Consider the following 20,088-nt stretch of genomic DNA (forward strand, 5'->3'; position numbering starts at 1 on the left):
TGCCCGGCCAAGAGCCAATACGCGCAAGATGTTGCCACGGTTCCGCCCGCGACATGATTTACGGCGCTTCCCTCCCGACTCACAGGGGGGTAGAGGATGGCGATGACCTTTGCCCTCAACATCTCCCGGTCGATCGGCGGCCAGCCGTGGCGCTGGCGCGGCGGGGCCGCCGACGGCCGCGATCCTGCCTATCTGCCCGACGATCTGGTGACGCAGTTGCTGCTGGCGCGCGGCTGCACGCGCGAGGCGGTCGAGGCGCACCGCAATCCCACCATCCGCGCCTTCATGCCCGACCCCAGCCTCTTCCGCGACATGGACGCGGCGGCCGAACGCCTCGCCGACGCGGTGCAGGGCCAAGAGCATGTCCGCATCTTCGGCGACTATGACGTGGACGGCGCGACCAGCGCGGCTCTGCTCATCCGCCTGCTGCGCGACCTTGGCCTCGATGCGCGGCCCTATATCCCCGACCGGCTGATGGAAGGCTACGGTCCTTCGGGCGAAGCGCTGGTGCGGCTGGCGGGGGAGGGCGCGACGCTGATCGTCACGGTCGACTGCGGCGCGCAGGCGTTCGAAGCGCTCGCGATGGCGCGCGCGACGGGCGTCGATGTCGTCGTGGTCGACCATCACAAATGCGCGAGCGAACTTCCTCAGGCGCTCGCCCTCGTCAATCCCAACCGGCTCGACGAGCATCCCGACGCCGCCTGTCACGGCCACCTCGCGGCGGTGGGCGTTGCCTTCCTGCTCGGCGCTGCGCTGGTGCGCGTGCTGCGCGGACGCGGCTGGTTCGCGCAGCGGGCAGAACCCGCGCTCATGGACCTGCTCGACATCGTCGCGCTCGGCACCGTGGCGGACGTGGCGCAACTCAAGGGTCTCAACCGCGCCTTCGTGGCGCAGGGGCTGAAGGTGATGGCGAAGCGCCGCAATGTCGGCCTGTCGGCGCTGATCGACGCCAGCCGCCTCACCCGCGCGCCGCTCTGCCACGATCTCGGCTTTGCGCTCGGCCCGCGCATCAATGCGGGCGGGCGCGTGGGGCAGGCGGACCTTGGCGTGCGCCTGCTCACCACGAGCGATCCCGCCGAAGCCGCGCGCATCGCCGAGCAACTGAACCAGTATAATGAGGAACGCCGCGCCATCGAAGCGACGGTTCAGGAACAGGCCGAAGCGCTGCTCGCCGCGCAGGGCAACCGCGCCGTCGCCGTGATCGCGGGCGAAGGCTGGCATCCCGGCGTCATCGGCATCGTCGCGGGCCGCATCAAGGAAAAGGCGGGCCGCCCCGCCATCGTCATCGCGCTCGACGAAGCGGGCTTGGGCAAGGGGTCGGGCCGCTCCATTTCCGGCGTGGACCTCGGCGCCGCGGTGCTGGCGGCGAAGGACCACGGCCTTCTGGTCGCGGGCGGCGGTCACGCGATGGCGGCGGGGCTGACCGTCGCCGCGGACCGGGTGGACGCGCTCGCCGATTATCTCGACGAACGGCTCTCCGCTGCGGTGGCGAAGGCGCGCGACGACCGCGCACTCCTGATCGACGCGGTGCTTGCGCCCGCCGGGGTCAATCCCGATTTCGTCGCCGCGATCGAACAGGGCGGTCCCTATGGCGCGGGCTGGCCCGCTCCCCTGATCGCCGCCGGGCCGATGCGCGTCATCAGGGCCGATGTCGTGGGTAACGGTCATCTGCGCGCCGTCATGGCGGGCGACGACGGGCGCTCGATCAAGACCATCGCCTTCCGGCAGGCGGAAACCGATCTCGGCCAGGCGATCCTCGGCGCGCCGCACGACCGGCGGCTCTGGGTCGCGGGCAAGGCGAAGATCGACGACTGGGGCAGCCGCCCCGCCGCCGAGCTTCATCTGGAGGATGCCGCCTGGGCGGACTGAGGCGCACGGGAAGCCGCAGTCATTTTCTTCACTGGGGGGTTGACCCCTGTGCCGTCTCCCCGTAATTGCCCCCTCGCTTCACCGCGCTGCCCCACGGCGGCGTGCGCAGCGGCCCCTTCGTCTAGCGGTTAGGACGCGGCCCTTTCACGGCTGAAACACGGGTTCGATTCCCGTAGGGGTCACCATTTCTTCACAGCAGATATGAGTGAACGCCGCCGGTTCAGACCCGGCGGAACGGGAATGGCGCGACCGTGCGCTCATAGCCGTGCAGGTCGATGACGCGCGTCACCGGCGGCAGCGCCCGGTCGGGGCAGTCGCGCCGCTCGCACAGGTGGCAGGTCGGACCGATCCCGGTCGCTTCCGCGCGCTCGATGTCGATGCCGTCGGCATGGACGATGCGCCCGGCATGTTTCGCCTCGCATCCCAAAGCGATCACCGGCGCCGAACGGGCGTCCGGCGTTTGGCGCGCAAGGCCGATGGACAGAGTGAAGAAGCGCCTGCCCTCCAGCGTTTCGATGAGCTGCCGCCGCATTTCGCCCGCCCCGTGCGGCGCATGCGCGTCCCAGCGGGGGCAGGTGCCCCCGAAGCGGGCGAAGGGATAGGCGTCGCCGTCGAACCGCTTGAAGACGATGCCCGCCCGGTCCAGCTTGACGAGGAAGAAGGGGATGCCCCGCGCGCCCGTGCGCCCGAGGCTCGTCAGCCGGTGCGCCACCTGTTCCCCCGAAACCCCGAACCGGTCGCACAGCAGCGGGATGTCGTAGCGGCTCTGCTCCGCCGCCTGCCGGAAACGGTCATAGGGCATGATGAGCGCGGCGGCGGCATAGTTGGTCAGCGCAATGGTCGCCAGCCTGCGGCTGTCTTCGTCGGGCGGCGCGGCCCGCGCCAGTTGCGCCGCGATCAGGTCCGCCAGTTCCTGCCCGCACAGATGATAGGCAAGGGCGAAGAGACGCCCCGATGCCGCCAGACGCTCGCTGAGCATCAGCCGCCGCCGGTGCATGTCATAATGGCGCAGCGTCCCGGTCATCAGGTCCGCGCGCATCACCTGTGTCGCCATGCCGTGCCGGTCCTTGAGCCGCTGGCGCAAGGCGTGCTGGAGCAGGGCGGGGTCTTCGGGCAGGTCGGCGGCGATCCGTTCTGCGCCCGCGTCCAGTTCGGCGAAATGATTGCCCGCTTTGGCAATCGTCTCCCGCAGCCAGTCGAGCGGCGCGAGGAGCGGCGCGCTCCCTTCGCGCATGGGCAGGTCGCCCGGCACCCGCCGCAGGTCGGTGAGTGCGCGGTAGAAGCGCGCGATCGCTTCGCCGACGCCGGGGTAATTTTCCGCGACGTCCAGCACTTCGTCCCGGGCGATGCCGATGTCGCGCACCAGCGGGTCGGACAGGATTTCTGCGAGGTCGCCCGATGCGCCGTCCGTCGCTGCGGCGGTGAAGTCGCGAATGTCGATGTCATAGGTATTGGCCAGCCGCACCAGCATCTGCGCCGTCAGCGGCCGCTGGTTGCGCTCCATATGGTTGAGGTAGCTCGGCGAAACGCCCAGTTCCTCCGCCATCTGCGTCTGGTTGAGGCCCAGCTCGCGGCGCAGCACCCGCAGCTTGGGGCCGAGATAGAGTTTGCGGTCGGGTGCGTCAGCCATAATGTCATCATGTCATATAATGACAATATTACAATTAATGATTGTGACTGGAAGCCACTCATCGGCCTTACCGGCATGCAGCCAAACCTCTATCTCCCCATTCATCACGCGACAGCAGCGATGAAAGGATGACAGGATGACGGAAGATACGCTCAAGAGGCCCGAGCCGGCGCGCTCGCGTGCGGTGTTCAGCCAGGAGGATTTCGGCCTTATCCGCACCGCCATCGCCCATTATCTGCGCGAGGTTCAGGACCAGCCGGAATCGGTCAAATATGCCAATCTCTACCACCGGCTCGGCCGCGTGGCGTAATCGCAAGGGGGGCGCAGCGGACAACCGCCTGCGCCCCTCCTCGTTTCAGAACAGCCGCGTCAGCCAGTAGAAGAGCGCGCCGATCCCGGCTGCGGCGGGCAGGGTGACGACCCACGCCACGACGATGCTCGACGCGACGTTCCAGCGGACGGCGGACAGCCGCCGCGATGCGCCCACGCCGACGATGGCGCCCGTGATCGTATGCGTCGTCGATACCGGCACGCCCAGATGCGTCGCCAGGAACAGGGTGATCGCCCCGCCCGTCTCTGCGCAGAAACCCTGCGCCGGGGTCAGCCGCGTGATCTTCGATCCCATGGTGTGCACGATCTTCCATCCGCCCAGCAGCGTGCCCATGCCCATCGCCGCCTGACAGGAAATCACCACCCAGAAGGGCACATGGAACTCGCCGCCCAGCAGCCCCTGCGAATAGAGCAGCACCGCGATGATCCCCATCGTCTTCTGCGCGTCGTTGCCGCCATGGCCCAGCGAATAGAGCGACGCCGACACAAGCTGAAGCCGCCGGAACACCCGGTCCGCCCCCTGCGGCGTGAAGCGGCGGAAGATCCAGCTGATCACCAGCACCAGCATCAGCGCCAGGAACAGGCCCACCGCAGGCGATACGACGATGGCGGCGGTGGTCATGAACACGCCGTTCCACACGACCGCCGAAAGCCCCGCCTTCGACACGCCCGCGCCCAGCAGCCCGCCCACCAGCGCATGACTGGACGATGACGGAATGCCCAGCCCCCATGTGATGAGGTTCCAGCTAATCGCCCCCATCAGCGCGCCGAAGATCACCTGCGGGTCGATGATGCTGGCATCGACGATCCCCTTGCCCACCGTGGTCGCGACATGCAGCCCGAAGAAGAGGAAGGCGATGAAGTTGAAGAAAGCCGCCCATGCGACCGCATATTGCGGCTTGAGCACGCGGGTCGACACGATCGTCGCGATGGAGTTGGCGGCGTCGTGCAGGCCGTTCAGAAAATCGAACGCCAGCGCGACCGCGATCAGCGCGACGAGCAGGGGAAAAGCGATGGGGTCCATGACGCGCCGCGATCAGGCGTGATCTATGACGAGGCCGGAAATCTCGTTCGCCACATCCTCGAAGCGATCCGTGACCTTTTCCAGATGGCTGTAAATCTCGTTGCCGACGATGAAGTCCATCGGGTTGCCCGACCGCGCCTGTTCGTACAGCGCCTTGAGCCCCGATTCATGCAGCCCGTCGGCATGGCCCTCCAGCTTCACCAGCCTCTCGGTCAGATCGTGCAGGCGCGCGGCGTTGAGGTTGAGCGAGCGCAGCAGCGGGATCGCCTCCGCCGTGATCCGCGCGCATTCGACGATCAGCGCGCTCATGTCCTGCATCTGGGACGGAAAGTCCCGGACGTCGAACAGGGCGATGGCCTTGGCGGTCTGGTTCATCTGGTCGATGGCGTCGTCCATCACGCCGATAAGGTCGGTAATGGCGCTGCGGTCGAAGGGGGTCACGAAAATGCGCCGCACGTCGAGCAGAACGTCGCGGATGATGTCGTCGGCGCGATGTTCCTCATCGGAAATCGTCCGCACATGCGTCGCCATGTCCGGCCCGCCCTTCAAGAGGAGGGCGAGCGCGTCGGCGCCCGCGACCAGAGTCGCCGCATGCTCCTCGAACTGGTCGAAGAAGCGGCCCTGCTTGGGCATCAGCGCGTGGAACCAGCGTAACATTCCCGTCCTCCCATGCTGCCATTCGCGAATCGCCAGCAGCAATCGCAGGAACCATCCCGGATGGGCGGGCGGCTCCCGAAAAGCCGCTATGATCGTCTGCAAATCAGGCTCGTCGACCGCCTTTGCAGCGTCGGCGACCGGGAACCAGCGCAGCTCCCGCTGGCCCTGTTCGGGCCATTGCGTCAGGTGGCCCGTTACCGCAAGCGGAAAAACATCGACCACCGCCTCGCGCGTGTCCCCCCGGCGGCGGCGCTTGTCATAGCGGTAGCGGCCGATTGCCGCCGGGCAGGCGATGCCGTGGATGCCCGCTTCCTCATAGGCTTCCAGCTCGGCGGCGCGGTGGCCCGGCAGTCCCTTGATCCGGTTGCCCTTGGGGATCACCCAGCGCCGCGTATCGCGCGAGGTGATGAGCAGGATCTGCATCGTCCCGTCGGCGGCGGTCGTATAGGGCAGGGCAGCGATCTGGCGCATGTCCTGCGTGTAACGCGACTGTCTTAATTCGCAATGACCCGCATGGCGCGCCGGGGCGATGGCCGCCGCCCCGGCCCGGAGGGGTCAGAGCGAGAAGCGCGCCGTCACCCGGATGTCGCGCCCGGCGAGCGGCGCATAATCCTTGAGGAAGCTTGCATGACGGCGCGCTTCCACATCGAAGATGTTGTTGGCCGACAGCATCAGCGTGGTGCGCTCGTTCCCCGGCAGCGGCTTGAAGGAGATCGACGCGTTGACCATCGTATAGCCGTCGGTCGGGGTTTCGAAATCGGTCACGCGATCCTGATCGAACACATGCTCGACCTCCGCTCGCGCGGTGAGGCGCGTTCCCTGCGCCTCCAGCCCGCCCAGCAGGCGCAGCGGCGGGATGCGCGGCGCAGGGCCGTTGCCCTTGATGGTTGCACGGACATAGTCGGCGACGCCGTCGACATTGATCTTCGTCTCGCCGACCTTTGCCAGCGTGACCGACCCTTCCGCCTCGAATCCGTAATAGCGCGCATCCGCCTGGGAGAAGGCGTAGCAGGGGAAGTCCAGCGCCGCGCCGCCGTTTACGCCCTGACACACGCTGTCGGTGACGATGCTTTCGTAGATATAGCCGCTGAACCAGTTGTGATAGGCGGCAAGGCTGAAGCTGTAGCCCTCGCCCGATCCGCGCAGCGTGCCCTCGACGCCCCAGCTCTTTTCCTTGCCGAAGTCGGGATTGCCCAGCTCGAACGCCTGCGTCCCGGCATGATTGCCGCGCGCGAACAGTTCCTCCGCAGAAGGCGCACGCTCGCTCCGTGACAGGTTGATACCCACGCGCCAGCCCGGCACGATCGTCTGGCTGACGCCCAGAGAGCCGGAGAACGCGTCGAAGCTGCGGCTGCGGCCGTCGAAGAACAGGCTGTCGTCGGCATCGGCCTTGAGGTCCGTATGCTCATAGCGCGCGCCCGCCTCCAGCCGCGTCGCGCCGAGGTCGAGCGACTGGAGCGTGAACAGGCCGATCTGGTCGGTCTGGTTCTTCGGCAGGAATTTCTCCTCGCCGATCACCTGGAACCGCCGCGTGAAGAACTGCGCGCCGAACGCGCCGTCCCAGCCGCCGCGCTTCGACTGGATGAATTCCAGCCGGCTTTCCATCGACTGATTGAGGAATGTGGTGCCGACCGCGCCGTCCTCCTCGATTTCCTGATGCTGATAATCGGCCCACCCGGCGCGCAGGCGGATGCTGTCGAGGAAACCGCCATTGACCGCCACTTCGCCGCGCAGGTCGGCACGGTCCTGCTTCATGCGCAGCCGCACCTGTTCCGCCTCTACCCCGGGGTCCAGCGAATAGCGCACCGGCACGCCGTAGAAATTGTCGGTATGCGCAAAGGAGATGCCAAGGTTGCCGCCATCGTCGATATAGGCCGCGCCGCCCGCGACTTCCCACACGCGCCCCGCGCTGTTGGGCAATTTGCCGCGCAGCGTCGCCAGATCGCGGATCTCGGGATCGGCGCTGGCGGCGGCCTGCGCGCGGAGCGCGGGGGTCAGGATATAGCTGCCCGTGTCGAGATTGCCGCTCTTGGCATAGCTGCCGTCCAGATGGACGACGAATTTTTCCGCCAGCGGCACCTCGATCTCGCCTGCGCCGCTGCGCTCGTTGGCCGCCGAACCGTAATTGCCCAGCGCGTCGATATGCACCGCCTCGTCGGGCACGCGGCGCGGGATGCGGCTGTCGATCACGTTGACGACCCCGCCGATGGCCGACGACCCGTAGAGCAGCGCCGAGGGGCCGCGCAGGATTTCGATCCGGTCGGCGGTCAGCGGGTTGATCGCGACGGCATGATCGACCGAGGTGTTCGACACGTCGAAACTGCCGATGCCATCGGTCAGGATGCGCACCCGCTCCCCCTGAAATCCGCGCAGGATCGGGCGGGAGGCGTTGGGACCGAAGGATGTCGCCGAAACGCCCGGCTGCCGCGCCAGCGTTTCGCCGATACTGGGGCGCAGGTCGCGGGTCAGTTGCTCGCCCGCCAGCACCGACGTGCCCGACAATATGTCGCCCTGCCGCCGCGGGATCAGCGCGGTGACGACGATGTCGGCGCGCGGCTGGTCATGATAGGCGCCCTGCGGATCGGCATCGGACGCGGCTTCTTCCGCGTGGGCGACGATGGGGGCGATACAGAAAGCGGCGAGTGCGCAACCGGCGCGGAGGGGAAAGCGAAATGACATGAACGACGACCACCCTTCTGGTTTCTTGATATGAGACCCTGTATCAGGATGATATATTGTTACAAGAGGCGTTCGTCGCATTTCTGCTGCGGCGCAACCTGTAGGACGCGCCTGTCCTACCTCCCGCCTTTCAGATAACGAACAGGGGACATCGCACCGCCAGGGCGGACGCCCTTGAAGGACATTATATTTCCCGAATAGGATAGAAAATGCGCGAACGAGCGGGAAATATGCGAAGTTAAGCGCCCGCAATCCTATTTTCGCGGACTGCCGGGGGGCGGCTGGATATAGGGTGAAGCTGGAGCGGGTAGCGGGGATCGAACCCGCATCACAAGCTTGGAAGGCTAGTGCTCTACCATTGAGCTATACCCGCTAACCCGAGCGCCTTCGCCCGTTCATCCGGCGGATGGTACAGGCTGTTTCGGGCGCTCGTTCCAATGCGGTCCGCCAATGCCACCGCAAAGGTCGCATCGTCAACCCATGCCCGCCGAATTGTTATCGGCGCGGCGCGATCATGCCGGCGCGCGCATGTCCGCCAGCCCGTCGGCCCAGTTCGTGACCGGGTGATAGCCCAGTTCCTCGCTCGCCCTCCGGTTCGACACCGTGAAATCATATCCCACCAGCCGCAGCATCTGCCGCGTCAGCGGCGGTTCGCCCGCTCGCCGGAAAGTCCGCCACACAAACTCCATCACCGTCGCCATCCGCCACGCCATGCCGATCGGCGCGCTGGCGGCGTCGATCGTCACGCCCCGCGTGGCAAGGAGGCCGGTGAGCACCGCGCGCATCGACTGGTCCCTGCCGTCCGACACGAAATAGGCGCGCCCGCCCGGTGACTTTTCAGCGGCCAGAATGGCGCACGCGCACACATTGTCGACATGGGCCGTCGACATCATCTGCTCGCCGCCCGCCGGCCATCTGAACCGGCCTTCCGCGACATTCGCGACGATATTGTCCAGCATATGCATGCCCCGGCCCCAGATCATCGGCGGCATGATGACGGCGGTCCGAACGCCCGCAGTCCCGTTCGCGTCCAGCACCAGTTGCTGCGCGCGCGCCTTGGTCGAAAGATAGGGCGCCCATGACGGATAAGCGAGCGGCGCATCCTCGGTGACGTCCCGCATCGGCTTTCCGTCCCCCATGACGACACCCGCCGCGCTGATATAGACGAAACGCGCCACGCCTTCGGCCTGCGCGGCCGCCAGCATATTGGCCGTTCCCGCGATATTGACGCGCTCGAAGTCGGCGGGCGCGGCCCACATGGTGAACAGCGCGGCCGCATGGAAAACGGCGTCGACGCCTGCCATTCCCTGCCGGAGGGTCGCAGGATCGTCGAGGTCGCCGCGAACCGGCTCCGCGCCGATCTGCCGCAGTGCCTCCGCATCGCCCGCCGAACGATGCAGCGCCCGCACGGTCCAGCCCCGGTCGATCAGGTTCCGGACAAGGTGGCGGCCCAGCAGGCCGGTGGCCCCGGTGACGAATGCGGTTTTCATATCTGCCATCTCCAGTGAGTCGGCCGGGGATAGCGTTAGTTCCTACAAGTTACAATATCGGTTATATGTAACTTCCTTGTTGCTGTCCTGCCGATTGCGGTGCATATCGCCCTCATGCCCGCGCCATCCGACCAGCCCCTTTCCGCCATCACCGTGCTGGAAACCGCCAAGCGGCAGGTGCGCCGTTTCGGCGAGGGAAAGACCAACGTCGTGGACATCGCCCGCGCCATGGGCGTCAGCCATGCGGCGCTCTATCGCTTCTACCCCTCCAAGAGCGCGATCATGGACGCGATCGTTCAGGAAGCGATGGAGGACGAAGCGCGGCTTGCCGCCAGACATGTGGAGACGGACGGTCCCGCCGCCGAAAAGCTGATGGCGATGCTGCTCGACCTGCATCGCCGCAAGCGCGAGCGGTTCGAAGGCGATCAGGAAATTCACAATCTCTACCGCCGCATCGTCGTGGAGCGGCCCGACATGATCGCCGCCTATGCGGATCGCATCACGGCGCTGATCGCGCGCCTCATTGAAAAGGCGGTCCAGCGCGGGGAATGGAAGATCGACGATGTGGATCGCGCGGCGGGCGTCGTTCGCGATGCCGGGATGGTCTATGTCCATCCCGCGTTCGTGGCGCAGCTCGTCGCTGCCGGAGCGCCGATCGAGGAGATGCTGCGCGCGACCGTGGCCACGCTGGCGCGCGCGTTCGAGGCGGGCATCCGCTACGGCGACGGCGAGAGGGTCGAAGGCGCCCCCGCTCGGGAACCGGGCTGAGGTGCCGCGTTCGAACCCTTATTATCAAGGCCCGGCGAGCGATCATTTCGACGGCGTCCGTTTCTTCAATCCGGGGGAACCCGATACCGACAGAGGCCTGCTCGACATCCTCCGCTGGCAATGGAGCTCGCCCCGATCCTCCTGGCCGGATGCCGTCCCGGTCCGACAGGTCCGGCCGGAAGAGCGCAGCGAACGGCTTGTCGTCACGATGGTCGGCCATGCCACGCTGCTCATTCAGGTGGCCGGGCTGAACCTGCTGACCGATCCCGTCTGGTCGGATCGCGCCAGTCCGCTCTCCTTCGCCGGGCCGAAGCGGATCGCCCGGCCGGGCGTCGCTCTGCACGATCTTCCGCCGGTCGACGCGATCCTTCTGTCCCACAATCATTATGACCATCTCGACCTGGCGACGCTCCGCGCTCTGGAGGCAGGGCATGCGCCACTGGTCATCACTCCGCTCGGGAACGACGCCAGCATAAGGCGGCATGTGCCGGACGAACGCATCAGAACCGGCGACTGGGGGGACGTCATCCCTGTGGGACCGGCCTGCGATGTTCATATCGTTCCGGCAAACCACTGGTCGTCCCGTGGCCCCGGCGACCGCCGCATGGCGCTGTGGGGCGGTTTCATGATCCGCGCGGCCGGAAAGCTCATCTATTTCGCAGGCGACACCGGTTATGGCACCGGGCGCATCTTCCGCGACATGCGCCGGAAGTTCGGACCGGCCGATCTCGCTCTATTGCCCATCGGAGCCTATGACCCGCGCTGGTTCATGGCGGCCCAGCATGTGAATCCTGAAGAAGCCATCCAGATCATGTGCGACCTCGACGCAAAGGCCGCGATCGGCATGCACTGGGGCGTCTTCAGGATGACCGATGAAGCGTGGGACGATCCGGCCACGCGATTGGCCGCCGGGCTGACGGAAAAGGGCATCGACCCGTCCCGCTTCCCCGCGATGCTACCGGGCGACGTCTTTCGCGCGGACTGACCGCCCGTCTGCGCCATCCTTCCCCGATCCCGCTATCGAGATAGAGCTGGCGCGCCATGACCGGCGAAGGCGCGGCACGTCGCCAGAGGGATGCCCGCTTCCATGCCCGGCGTCATTCACGCCGTCGATAATCAACATTCTCGATAATGGTGCTGCCTTGATGGGGCGCTGATCCTACTATGTTTTCGGCCCCGGTAGCGGCCGGAATTGTCAGCCTGCCATGCATCCCGAAGCGTTCGCGCAACGCAGGGCGGCACGTTCCCACAAAGACGATAGCGGCCTACCCGGTTCATATTCTTTAAAAATCTAGGAGAAGATAGCGGTGGACCTGGCATTTGCAGAGTTGGCGACGCAGCCCGATTATTCGCCGGAAACGCGGGCGGCGATTGCGCGCGCGCCCCGGATCTTCATCAACGGACGGTGGATCGAGTCCACGGGCGACCAGACCATCGACATCTGGGACCCTTCGACCGGACAGATTATCGGCGCTCAGGTCGACGCCACACAGGTGGATATAGATCGCGCTGTTCGCGCGGCGCGCACCGCATTCGACGATGGCCGCTGGAGCAACCTCGCTCCGGCAGCGCGCGAGCGCATTCTGCTGCGGCTCGCCGACATTATCGAAGCGCATGCGGAGGAGCTGGCGGAGCTGGAGTCGGTCGACAACGGTAAGCCGCTCACCTTCTCCCGCAACATGGATCTGCCTTCGGGCCTCGGCTATCTACGGCAGATGGCGGGCTGGGCGTCCCGCGCGGGCGGCGACTGCATCAATCCGGCGCTGCATCCCGGCGGGCTTTTCCACGCCTATGTGCGCCGCGAACCCATCGGGGTGGTCGGCCAGATCGTGCCGTGGAACTTCCCCTTCATCATGGCCATGATGAAGGTCGCTCCGGCGCTCGCGGCTGGCTGCACCATCGTGCTGAAGCCTGCCGAGCAGACGCCGCTAACCACCCTGCGGCTGGCGGATTTCCTGTCCGAAGCGGGCCTGCCCGATGGCGTGCTCAACATCGTGACCGGGCGCGGCGAGACCGCGGGCGACGCGCTGGTGCGCCATCCGCTTGTCGACAAGATCGCCTTCACCGGCTCGACCAATGTCGGCAAGATCATCAACCGGGCGGCGACCGATACGCTCAAGCGGGTGACGCTGGAACTGGGCGGCAAATCGCCCGTCATCATCATGCCCGATGTCGATCCCGCCACCACAGCCGGTCATGCCGCAGGCGCCATCTTCTTCAACGCCGGTCAGGTATGCGTCGCGGGTTCGCGGATATATGCGCATCGCGACGTGTTCGACGATCTGCTGGAAGGATTGTCCGCGCAAGCAAAGGGGTGGAATGTCGGAGCGGCCCTCGCTGAGGGGACGCAGATGGGACCGCTCGTTTCCGCCGAGCAGCAGGCGCGGGTCGGCGGATATATCGAGGCGGGTCGCAAGGCGGGCGCGTCCGTCGTCGCGGGCGGCCATATCGCGGGTCACGGCAATGGATATTTTGTCGAGCCGACCGTGCTGGCGGACGTTTCGCCCGATATGTCGGTGGTACGGGAAGAGATTTTCGGCCCGGTTGTCGTGGCGCAGCGGTTCGACGATCTCGATCAGGTCATCGCAGCGGCGAACGACACCGAACTCGGGCTGGCGGCGAGCATCTGGACGAAGGATGTGTCCGCCATGCACAGGCTCGCCGCCCGCGTCAAAGCCGGGATCGTCTGGGGCAACTGCCATGGCGTGATCGACCCGGCCCTTCCCTTCGGCGGGTTCAAACAGTCGGGGCTGGGCCGCGAAGGCGGTCGCTCCGGCTTCGACGCCTATACCGAGGAAAAGACCGTCATCGTGAAGCTGGGCTGATCCAGGGCATGTGCCGCGGACAGATACCTGCTTCGCCCCGCGGCACATGCCTGTTCTGGCAGGGGGATCAGATCGGCGTATCGGTCAGGCTGACTCCCGCCGTATCAATGCCTGCGTCAGTCAGCCGCGCATTCATGCGCCGCAGCATTTCCGCCAGCGCCGCCGTTTCCTCGGGGTCGAATATCTCGAACAGCGTGGCCACATTCGCACGATGGGGACCGATCAGGCGCTTCGCCACTGCAGTCCCTTCCGGGGTGATCTCGACCACGGTGGCACGGCGATCCTTGGGATCGCTCGCCCGCCGCACCATGGCTTCCTTTTCGAGGCCATCGACCAGCACGGTGATGGTCCGTGACGAAACGCCGAGCCGGTCGGCAAGGTCGCTCATGATCATCTTCTCGCCCTGCGTCATCAGCAGGCCCAGCAGCGAGAGCCGGGGCGCAGTGACGGCATCGCCCGGCCGGCTGGGGATGCAGAGCCGGACGAATCGCGAATAGGCCGAGCCGAATTTGGTGAAAAGATCGACCAGTTCGAGATGATGGTCGGCAGGCGGGGTGCTCGCCCGGACGGACTTGCGAAACATTGGTAACACTCCGGATATTGACAAGTGTGAATAAATAAGCTGACAGTGTTTCTCGTAGTGGACGTGATTCCGAACGACAAGTCCACATAGCAATCTTTGGAACGAGAGGCCTGCAATGCGGACGGTTGTGATTTCCGGAGTGTCGAGCGGCATCGGCCGGGCAGCGACCGCCGCACTCGTCGAAAAGGGCTTTTTCGTATTCGGCTCCGTTCGGCGGGAAGAGGATGCCGCTTCCCTCGTCGCGGCCTATCCCGACCATTTCCGGCCGCTGATATTCGATGTGACCGATGAGGCGGCGATCGCCGCCAATGCGGAAATCGTCTCGGCGGCAATCGGGAACGACTATCTCGCCGGGCTGGTCAACAATGCGGGCATCGGCGTGTCCGGCCCGATGCTGCTGCAACCTATGTCGGAGATCCGCAAGACGTTCGACGTCAACCTCTTCGCGCCCATTGCTATGGTCAGGCAGTTCGCTGGCATGCTGGGCGCAGATCGCGGCCGCAGCGGCGCGAAGGGGCGGGTCGTCAACATCACGTCGGTCGCAGGCCGTATGGCCGGTCCCTTCCTCGGCGCCTATTGCGGATCGAAGCATGCGCTGGAGGCTGTGTCGGACAGCATGCGCCGCGAACTGATGCTCTACGGCATCGATGTCGTCGTGATCGGTCCCGGCGGCGTCGACACCGCCATCGCCCACAAGGGCGAAGCGCAGATGGGGCCGTATGACGACACCGATTTCGGAAAGGCCATCCGTGCCGCCGACGGGGATCTGATCGGCAAGATCCGCGCGGGCCACAAGCCCGAAACCATCGGGCGCGCGATAGCGGATGCACTGACCCTTCCCGCGCCCAAGGCGCGATACGCCCTGGTCAAGAACAGGATACGGGACTGGACCATCCCGCTCTCGCTTCCAAAGCGCACCGTCGATCGCCTTCTGGCGAAGCAATACGGCCTCCGGCCCAGCGATCTTCCATCTTCTGAGAGGAACTGAACATGCATGATATCATCATCCGCAACGGCACCATCGTCGATGGAACCGGCAGCGCCCGCTTCAAGGGCGACATTGCCATCCGCGACGGCCTCATCAGCGCGGTAGGCACGGTGGAGGGCGAGGCGCGTCGCGAAATCGACGCCACCGGACTGCTGGTCACCCCCGGCTTCGTCGATATCCACACCCATTATGACGGTCAGGCCACGTGGGACGGAGAACTGGCGCCTTCCTCTTGGCACGGCGTCACGACGGTCGTGATGGGCAATTGCGGCGTCGGCTTTGCGCCGGTGAAGGCGGATCAGCACGCGCTGTTGATCAACATCATGGAAGGCGTGGAGGATATTCCGGGCGCGGCCCTCTATGAAGGCCTCACCTGGGGCTGGGAGACGTTCCCCGAATATATGGACGTGCTGGACCGCGTTCCGCACGCGATCGACATCGCCGCGCAGGTGCCGCACGGCGCGGTGCGCGCCTATGTCATGGGCGAACGCGGCGCGGCCAATGAGGCGGCGACGGCCGACGATATCGTCAAGATGAAGCAGGTCGTGCTCGACGGGCTGAAGGCGGGCGCAGTGGGCTTCAGCACCTCGCGCATGATGCTGCACCTGTCGAAGGACGGCGTTCCTGTTCCGGGCACTTTCGCGAATGAAGACGAGCTGCTCGGCATCGCTCACGCCATCGGGGAAGCGGGACATGGCGTGTTCGAAGTGTCTTCCGACATGACGCCCGCCGAACCCGAACTCGAATGGATGGCGCAGGTCTCGAAGGAGAACAACGCGCCGGTCGTCTATTCATTCGGCCAATATCACAAAGACCCCGAAATCTGGCGCAAGATGGTGTCGGTGACCGAGCGCGCCAATGAAGCGGGCGCGCGCGTCTTTGCCGCCGCATCGTCGCGGGGCGTGGGCGTCCTGTTTAGCTGGGAAGCCAATCTGCACCCGTTCAGCTTCTGCCCCAGCTTCCAGCCCCTTGCCGCCATGTCGAGGGCAGAGCGCAACGCCACGCTCGCCGATCCGGCCTTCCGCGAAAAGCTTATCGCGGAACAGCCCGTCATTCTGGAGCAGTTCGCCGGCGACGATAACCTCCTCTCGCGGCGCGAGATCATGGAGGGGGCGTGCTTCAACTATGCCAACATGTACAGCATGGAAGGACCGGGCGGCATCGACTACGAGCCGTCGCGGGAGATGAGCATCGCCGCCATCGCGGAGCGCGAAGGCCGCAGCCCGCGCGAAGTCATCTATGATATGCTGTCGGCGCGCGAAGGCCGCCAGACGATCTATTATCCGATCGGCAACTATGCCTACGCGAATTACGACCATGTGCTCGAAATGTTCGACAGCAACTCGGTCGTCGCCAGCCTGTCCGACGGCGGCGCGCATGTCGGCGTGATGTGCGACGGCAGCCAGCCCACTTTCATGCTGACCCACTGGGTCCGCGACCGCACGCGCGGCGGGCGTCTCTCGCTGGAGCGCGCGGTCGAGCTTCAGAGCGGAATTACCGCGTCCATCTACGGTCTGGACGACCGTGGCACCCTTGCCGTGGGCAAGCGCGCGGACCTCAACATCATCGACTTCGACAATCTGTCCATCGGCTATCCCGAAATGCACTATGACCTGCCGACCGACGCCAAGCGCTATCTGCAAAAGCCCGAAGGCTATGTGGCGACAATCGTCGCGGGCGAGATCATCCGTCAGGACGGCAAGGACACGGGCGCACGCCCCGGCCGCCTGATCCGGGCAGGGTCTCATTACAACAAGGCGCAGCTTCGCGAGCCGGCGACGGCCGGCTGACCGGCCGGGCCGCAATCGCGGCCGGGCAATCGAATGCGGAAAGCCGCAGAAACATGCGGTTATAAGTAGGGGAGGATTATATGAAGAAAGCAAGACTTGCGACCGGCTGTGCAGCGGTGGCGCTTCTTTCGGTCGCGGGACCGGCACTGGCGCAGTCCGCCGACACGCCGGACGCCCAGCAGGGGGCGGGCGCCGCTGACATCATCGTCACGGCGCAACGGCGGTCGCAACGCCTGCAGGACGTGCCGGTTTCGATTTCGGCGGTCACTGCGGCGTCGATTGAAAACAGCCGTGTCGAGGACATCAACCAGCTCAGCGCCCGCGTGCCCGGCATGTCGGGACAGGCCGGTTCGACGGTCCAGCCGCGCATCGTCATTCGCGGCATCAGCACGGGCAATTTCGGCATCGGCGGGGATTCCGCCATCGGCGTCTATCTCGACGATGTGTTCATCGGGCGTTCGGCGGGCAGCCTCAGCAACCTCTTCGACATCGCGCAGATCGAAGTCGTCCGTGGGCCTCAGGGCACCCTGTTCGGGCGCAACACGACGGCGGGCGCGATCAGCATCAAGCGGAACCAGCCGGGGCCGGACCTCGGCGGCAATGTGCGGGTGGCGCTGGGCAACTATAATCTGCGCGAAGGCGAAGCGGCGCTGAACGTGCCGCTGACCGACGCGCTGTTCTTCCGCGCCTCGGGCTTTTACCGCGAGCGGGACGGCTGGATCAGGAATGTCGTCGGCGGGCCGGACTTCGGCCTCGTGAAGACCGGCAATGTGCACGCCGCGCTGCGCTATGCCGGGGAAGTCGTCGACCTGACGGCGGCCTTCGACTGGGAGCGGGACCGCAATTCATCGAACCCCTACCGGAACATCCGCGCCCTGCCGTCGCCGAAATTCTACACGGTGGCGAGCGACATCACCGCCGACAAGGCGAATTCCAACCGCGACATCTATATGGGCAGCCTCAAGGCGGAAGTCGGCGTGGGCGACTGGGGCAAGTGGACGACCATCGCCGCCTATCGCGAATATAGCATCGACTATAGCGAAAATACCGACGGCACCGAGTTTCGGGTGGCCAATTATCGCACGCAGGAATCGCAGCGGGCCTATAGTCTGGAAACGCGCCTCTCCTTTTCCACCGGCGATCTCGAAGGCGTCGTGGGCGCCAATTATTTCAAGGAAAAGCCCCGCGCGCCCGGCTCCATCAATTATGACGAGGATGCGGTCTGCGGCGCCATCGCCTATGCCGCAGCCGGAGTGCGCATTCCGTCCTGTCAGGTCGTGATCCCGATCATCACCGGCGGCGCGGTGCCGGGCTTTCCGGGAACGCCGGGCATCAGCGAAACGAGCCTGGCCACCGGAAACTACAGGAGCATCTCGGGCTTTTTCGACCTGACCTACAAGTTCGCGCCCAAATGGTCGATTGCCGCGGGCCTGCGCTTCAACCGCGACACCAAGCATCTGACGGTGAACACTCCGCCGGTCGGCAATCTGCTGGGCATCGTGCTCGGGCTGGGACGGCCGCCGATCGTTCCCGGTGTTCAGCCTCCGGGCCTCCTGTTCTTCGCGACCAATGGTCCGATCGTCCAGCAGGACGCATGGAACTCGCTGCAGCCGCGCTTCGTCCTCAGCTATGAGCCGGTCTCCACCCTCCATCTCTATGCCAGCGTATCGAAGGGCTTCACGGCGGGCGGCTTCAACTCGCTGGCGCCGCAGGGCGGCAGCTATAATCCGGAATCCATCTGGTCCTACGAGGTCGGAGCGAAAGGCAAGCTGTTCGACAATCGCGTCTCCTACGAACTGGCCGCCTATTATTATAACTACTCCAACCTGCAGGTGCAGGTGCAGGACCCCGTCGCCCTGATCCGCAATGCGGCGAAGGCCGACGGACGGGGCGTCGAACTGTCCGTCTCCACCAGAGTGGCGGACCAGTTCTACGTCGACGGAACGCTCGCCTATACCGATGCGAAATACGGCACCTATACGCCCAGTCCGGGCGTGAACTATGACGGCAACATGCTGCAGCAGTCGCCGAAATTCACAGCGTCGATCAGCCCTGTCTGGAAGATGGAATTTGCCGACCGTTCCGAACTGCAGTTGACCGGGACGCTGAGCTACCGGACCAGGCAATATTTCGACGACGCCAATTCCATCGTTCAGAATGGCTACGCGTTGCTGGATGCACGGGTCACCTACACCCTGCCCGGCGGGAACATATCGCTGTCGGCCTTCGGCACGAACCTCACCAAGTCGAAATATTTCACCGGCATCAGCAATATCGCGTCCATCGCCGCGGTAAATATCTACCCCGGCCAGCCGGCCTTTTACGGGTTGGAGGGCAAGGTTCGTTTCTGATGGATGCAGGGGGCAGCGTTGCGGCGCTGCCCCCGCACGGGCCTGACGGCCACCGGCGGTCCTGATCTCCTTGCCCGTCACATATTGTGAGCCAGTTGGGGGCCGATGGACAATCTGACGCATAGCATGGTCGGCTGGACGCTCGGCCGGGCGGGCCTGAAATCGAAGACGCGGAAAGCGACGGCGGCGCTCGTCCTCGGTTCCAATCTGCCCGACATCGACGTATTTTTCGGCTGGCTGCCGTGGGCGTCGCTTGCCACTCATAGGGGTTTCTCCCACAGCCTGCTGGGCGGGACAGTCATTTTGCCTGCCATTCTTGCCGCCCTGCTCTGGCTTCTGGACCGATGGCAGAGCGGAAGAGGCGCTGAGCGTCTCACCGGACGCATGGATGTCCGCTGGCTCTTCGCTCTGTCTTATGCGGGCGCGGTCATCCATTCCCTCATGGACCTTCAGACCGTCTACGCGGTGCAGCTCTTCCTGCCCCTGACAAGCCGCTGGTTCCACACCGAAACGCTGTTCATCATCGACGGAGTCATTCTCGCGATCCTGATCGCGGCTGTGTGGCTATCCCGCCGGGGCGAGCGGTCCGGCGGGCAGTGGCGGCGGCCTGCCCTATGGGGACTGATCGCGCTGGCTGGCTATATCGGCCTCAATGGCGCTGTCTCTCTCGCCGCCCGGCACAGTGTGACAGCCCATCTCGGATTCCACCCCGACGCTCTCTACGCCCGGTCCGTGCCGTTCCGTTTCTGGGAAAGGGAGCTTGTCTGGCGCGACCGGGGACGGATCGGCATGGCGACCTTCGATCCGCTGCGGAGCCTGTCCACGCCGGACGCCATCCAGCCGCTCTTTCCGGATCGGATGCGCGATCCCCTCACGCTGCGCGCGATCAAGGGGGCGCCGCGTCTGAAGCCCTTCCTCCTTTGGTCGACCATGCCCGTGGCGATCGTCCGGAAGTCACGCTGCGAGGCCAGCATCGAATTGGGAGACGCGCGGTTCATGGCCGTCGGCGCGCCCGGCGCATTGCCCGCGATCAGGCCTTTTGCAGAGCCGCCCGTTGTCGTTCCGCTCCCAACACCGAAGTGCAGGCCGCGCGGCTGATACCGG

The 20,088-nt window shown here is 65.5% G+C and carries 15 protein-coding genes and 2 tRNA genes; 10 read left to right on the plus strand and 7 right to left on the minus strand.

The window, feature by feature from the left end; all coding sequences use genetic code 11:
* Positions 1 to 102: 102 nt before the first annotated feature.
* Both recJ and SAMIE_RS18775 read left to right on the plus strand, forming a co-directional pair.
* Complete coding sequence (gene recJ / locus SAMIE_RS18770) at positions 103 to 1,869, plus strand: single-stranded-DNA-specific exonuclease RecJ (protein ID WP_066696765.1); 1,767 nt, start codon at positions 103 to 105, stop codon at positions 1,867 to 1,869.
* A 110-nt stretch (positions 1,870 to 1,979) separates the two neighbouring features.
* Positions 1,980 to 2,054 (plus strand) — tRNA-Glu (locus SAMIE_RS18775).
* Positions 2,055 to 2,089: 35 nt separating this feature from the next.
* Here SAMIE_RS18775 and SAMIE_RS18780 read toward each other — a convergent pair.
* Positions 2,090 to 3,499, minus strand: coding sequence for a helix-turn-helix domain-containing protein (locus SAMIE_RS18780; protein WP_066696034.1), 1,410 nt, complete (start codon positions 3,497 to 3,499; stop codon positions 2,090 to 2,092).
* A 136-nt stretch (positions 3,500 to 3,635) separates the two neighbouring features.
* On the opposite strand from SAMIE_RS18780, the gene SAMIE_RS23485 reads away from it, so the two are divergent.
* The gene (locus SAMIE_RS23485) at positions 3,636 to 3,809 is read left to right on the plus strand and encodes a hypothetical protein (protein WP_162849096.1); all 174 of its coding nucleotides are present in this window, start codon (positions 3,636 to 3,638) and stop codon (positions 3,807 to 3,809) included.
* A gap of 45 nt (positions 3,810 to 3,854) precedes the next feature.
* Here the strand turns inward: SAMIE_RS23485 and SAMIE_RS18785 are convergent, their stop codons facing one another.
* The 5 genes from SAMIE_RS18785 to SAMIE_RS18805 form a co-directional block, all read right to left on the minus strand.
* A complete protein-coding gene (locus tag SAMIE_RS18785; protein ID WP_066696036.1) occupies positions 3,855 to 4,853 on the minus strand; it encodes an inorganic phosphate transporter in 999 nt (332 codons plus the stop codon).
* A 12-nt stretch (positions 4,854 to 4,865) separates the two neighbouring features.
* Positions 4,866 to 5,981 (minus strand): DUF47 family protein, encoded by a 1,116-nt coding sequence (locus tag SAMIE_RS18790; protein ID WP_066696038.1) that lies wholly within the window; start codon positions 5,979 to 5,981, stop codon positions 4,866 to 4,868.
* An 84-nt stretch (positions 5,982 to 6,065) separates the two neighbouring features.
* Positions 6,066 to 8,189: a TonB-dependent receptor gene (locus SAMIE_RS18795; protein WP_066696040.1), complete on the minus strand. Its 2,124-nt coding sequence runs from the start codon at positions 8,187 to 8,189 to the stop codon at positions 6,066 to 6,068.
* A gap of 299 nt (positions 8,190 to 8,488) precedes the next feature.
* Positions 8,489 to 8,562, minus strand: a tRNA-Gly gene (locus SAMIE_RS18800).
* Between the two features lie 139 nt (positions 8,563 to 8,701).
* Positions 8,702 to 9,679: an NAD-dependent epimerase/dehydratase family protein gene (locus SAMIE_RS18805; RefSeq protein WP_197724647.1), complete on the minus strand. Its 978-nt coding sequence runs from the start codon at positions 9,677 to 9,679 to the stop codon at positions 8,702 to 8,704.
* Positions 9,680 to 9,793: 114 nt separating this feature from the next.
* Here SAMIE_RS18805 and SAMIE_RS18810 point away from each other — a divergent pair, with 114 nt between their 5' ends.
* The 3 genes from SAMIE_RS18810 to SAMIE_RS18820 all read left to right on the plus strand — a co-directional run bounded on the left by SAMIE_RS18810 (position 9,794) and on the right by SAMIE_RS18820 (position 13,272).
* Positions 9,794 to 10,447: a TetR family transcriptional regulator gene (locus tag SAMIE_RS18810; RefSeq protein WP_066696766.1), complete on the plus strand. Its 654-nt coding sequence runs from the start codon at positions 9,794 to 9,796 to the stop codon at positions 10,445 to 10,447.
* Between the two features lies 1 nt (position 10,448).
* On the plus strand, positions 10,449 to 11,432 hold the full coding sequence (locus SAMIE_RS18815; protein WP_066696049.1) for an MBL fold metallo-hydrolase: 984 nt from the start codon (positions 10,449 to 10,451) through the stop codon (positions 11,430 to 11,432).
* A 322-nt stretch (positions 11,433 to 11,754) separates the two neighbouring features.
* On the plus strand, positions 11,755 to 13,272 hold the full coding sequence (locus tag SAMIE_RS18820; protein ID WP_269472496.1) for an aldehyde dehydrogenase family protein: 1,518 nt from the start codon (positions 11,755 to 11,757) through the stop codon (positions 13,270 to 13,272).
* Between the two features lie 67 nt (positions 13,273 to 13,339).
* On the opposite strand, the gene SAMIE_RS18825 is transcribed toward SAMIE_RS18820, so the two are convergent.
* Positions 13,340 to 13,855, minus strand: a complete 516-nt coding sequence (locus SAMIE_RS18825) for a MarR family winged helix-turn-helix transcriptional regulator (RefSeq protein ID WP_066696054.1) — start codon at positions 13,853 to 13,855, stop codon at positions 13,340 to 13,342.
* 115 nt (positions 13,856 to 13,970) lie between these two features.
* Between SAMIE_RS18825 and SAMIE_RS18830 the strand changes: the two genes are divergently transcribed.
* From SAMIE_RS18830 to SAMIE_RS18845, 4 genes are all read left to right on the plus strand, one after another.
* The gene (locus tag SAMIE_RS18830; RefSeq protein WP_066696056.1) at positions 13,971 to 14,843 is read left to right on the plus strand and encodes an SDR family NAD(P)-dependent oxidoreductase; all 873 of its coding nucleotides are present in this window, start codon (positions 13,971 to 13,973) and stop codon (positions 14,841 to 14,843) included.
* Between the two features lie 2 nt (positions 14,844 to 14,845).
* Positions 14,846 to 16,633 carry an N-acyl-D-amino-acid deacylase family protein gene (locus tag SAMIE_RS18835; protein WP_066696058.1) on the plus strand — a complete coding sequence of 596 codons (1,788 nt, stop codon included), beginning with the start codon at positions 14,846 to 14,848 and terminating at the stop codon, positions 16,631 to 16,633.
* A gap of 80 nt (positions 16,634 to 16,713) precedes the next feature.
* Positions 16,714 to 18,984: a TonB-dependent receptor gene (locus tag SAMIE_RS18840; RefSeq protein WP_066696060.1), complete on the plus strand. Its 2,271-nt coding sequence runs from the start codon at positions 16,714 to 16,716 to the stop codon at positions 18,982 to 18,984.
* A 105-nt stretch (positions 18,985 to 19,089) separates the two neighbouring features.
* Positions 19,090 to 20,082: a metal-dependent hydrolase gene (locus tag SAMIE_RS18845; RefSeq protein ID WP_066696062.1), complete on the plus strand. Its 993-nt coding sequence runs from the start codon at positions 19,090 to 19,092 to the stop codon at positions 20,080 to 20,082.
* The last annotated feature ends 6 nt before the right edge of the window (positions 20,083 to 20,088 follow it).

This window comes from Sphingobium amiense, assembly GCF_003967075.1.
GTDB classification, from domain to species: Bacteria; Pseudomonadota; Alphaproteobacteria; order Sphingomonadales; family Sphingomonadaceae; genus Sphingobium; species Sphingobium amiense.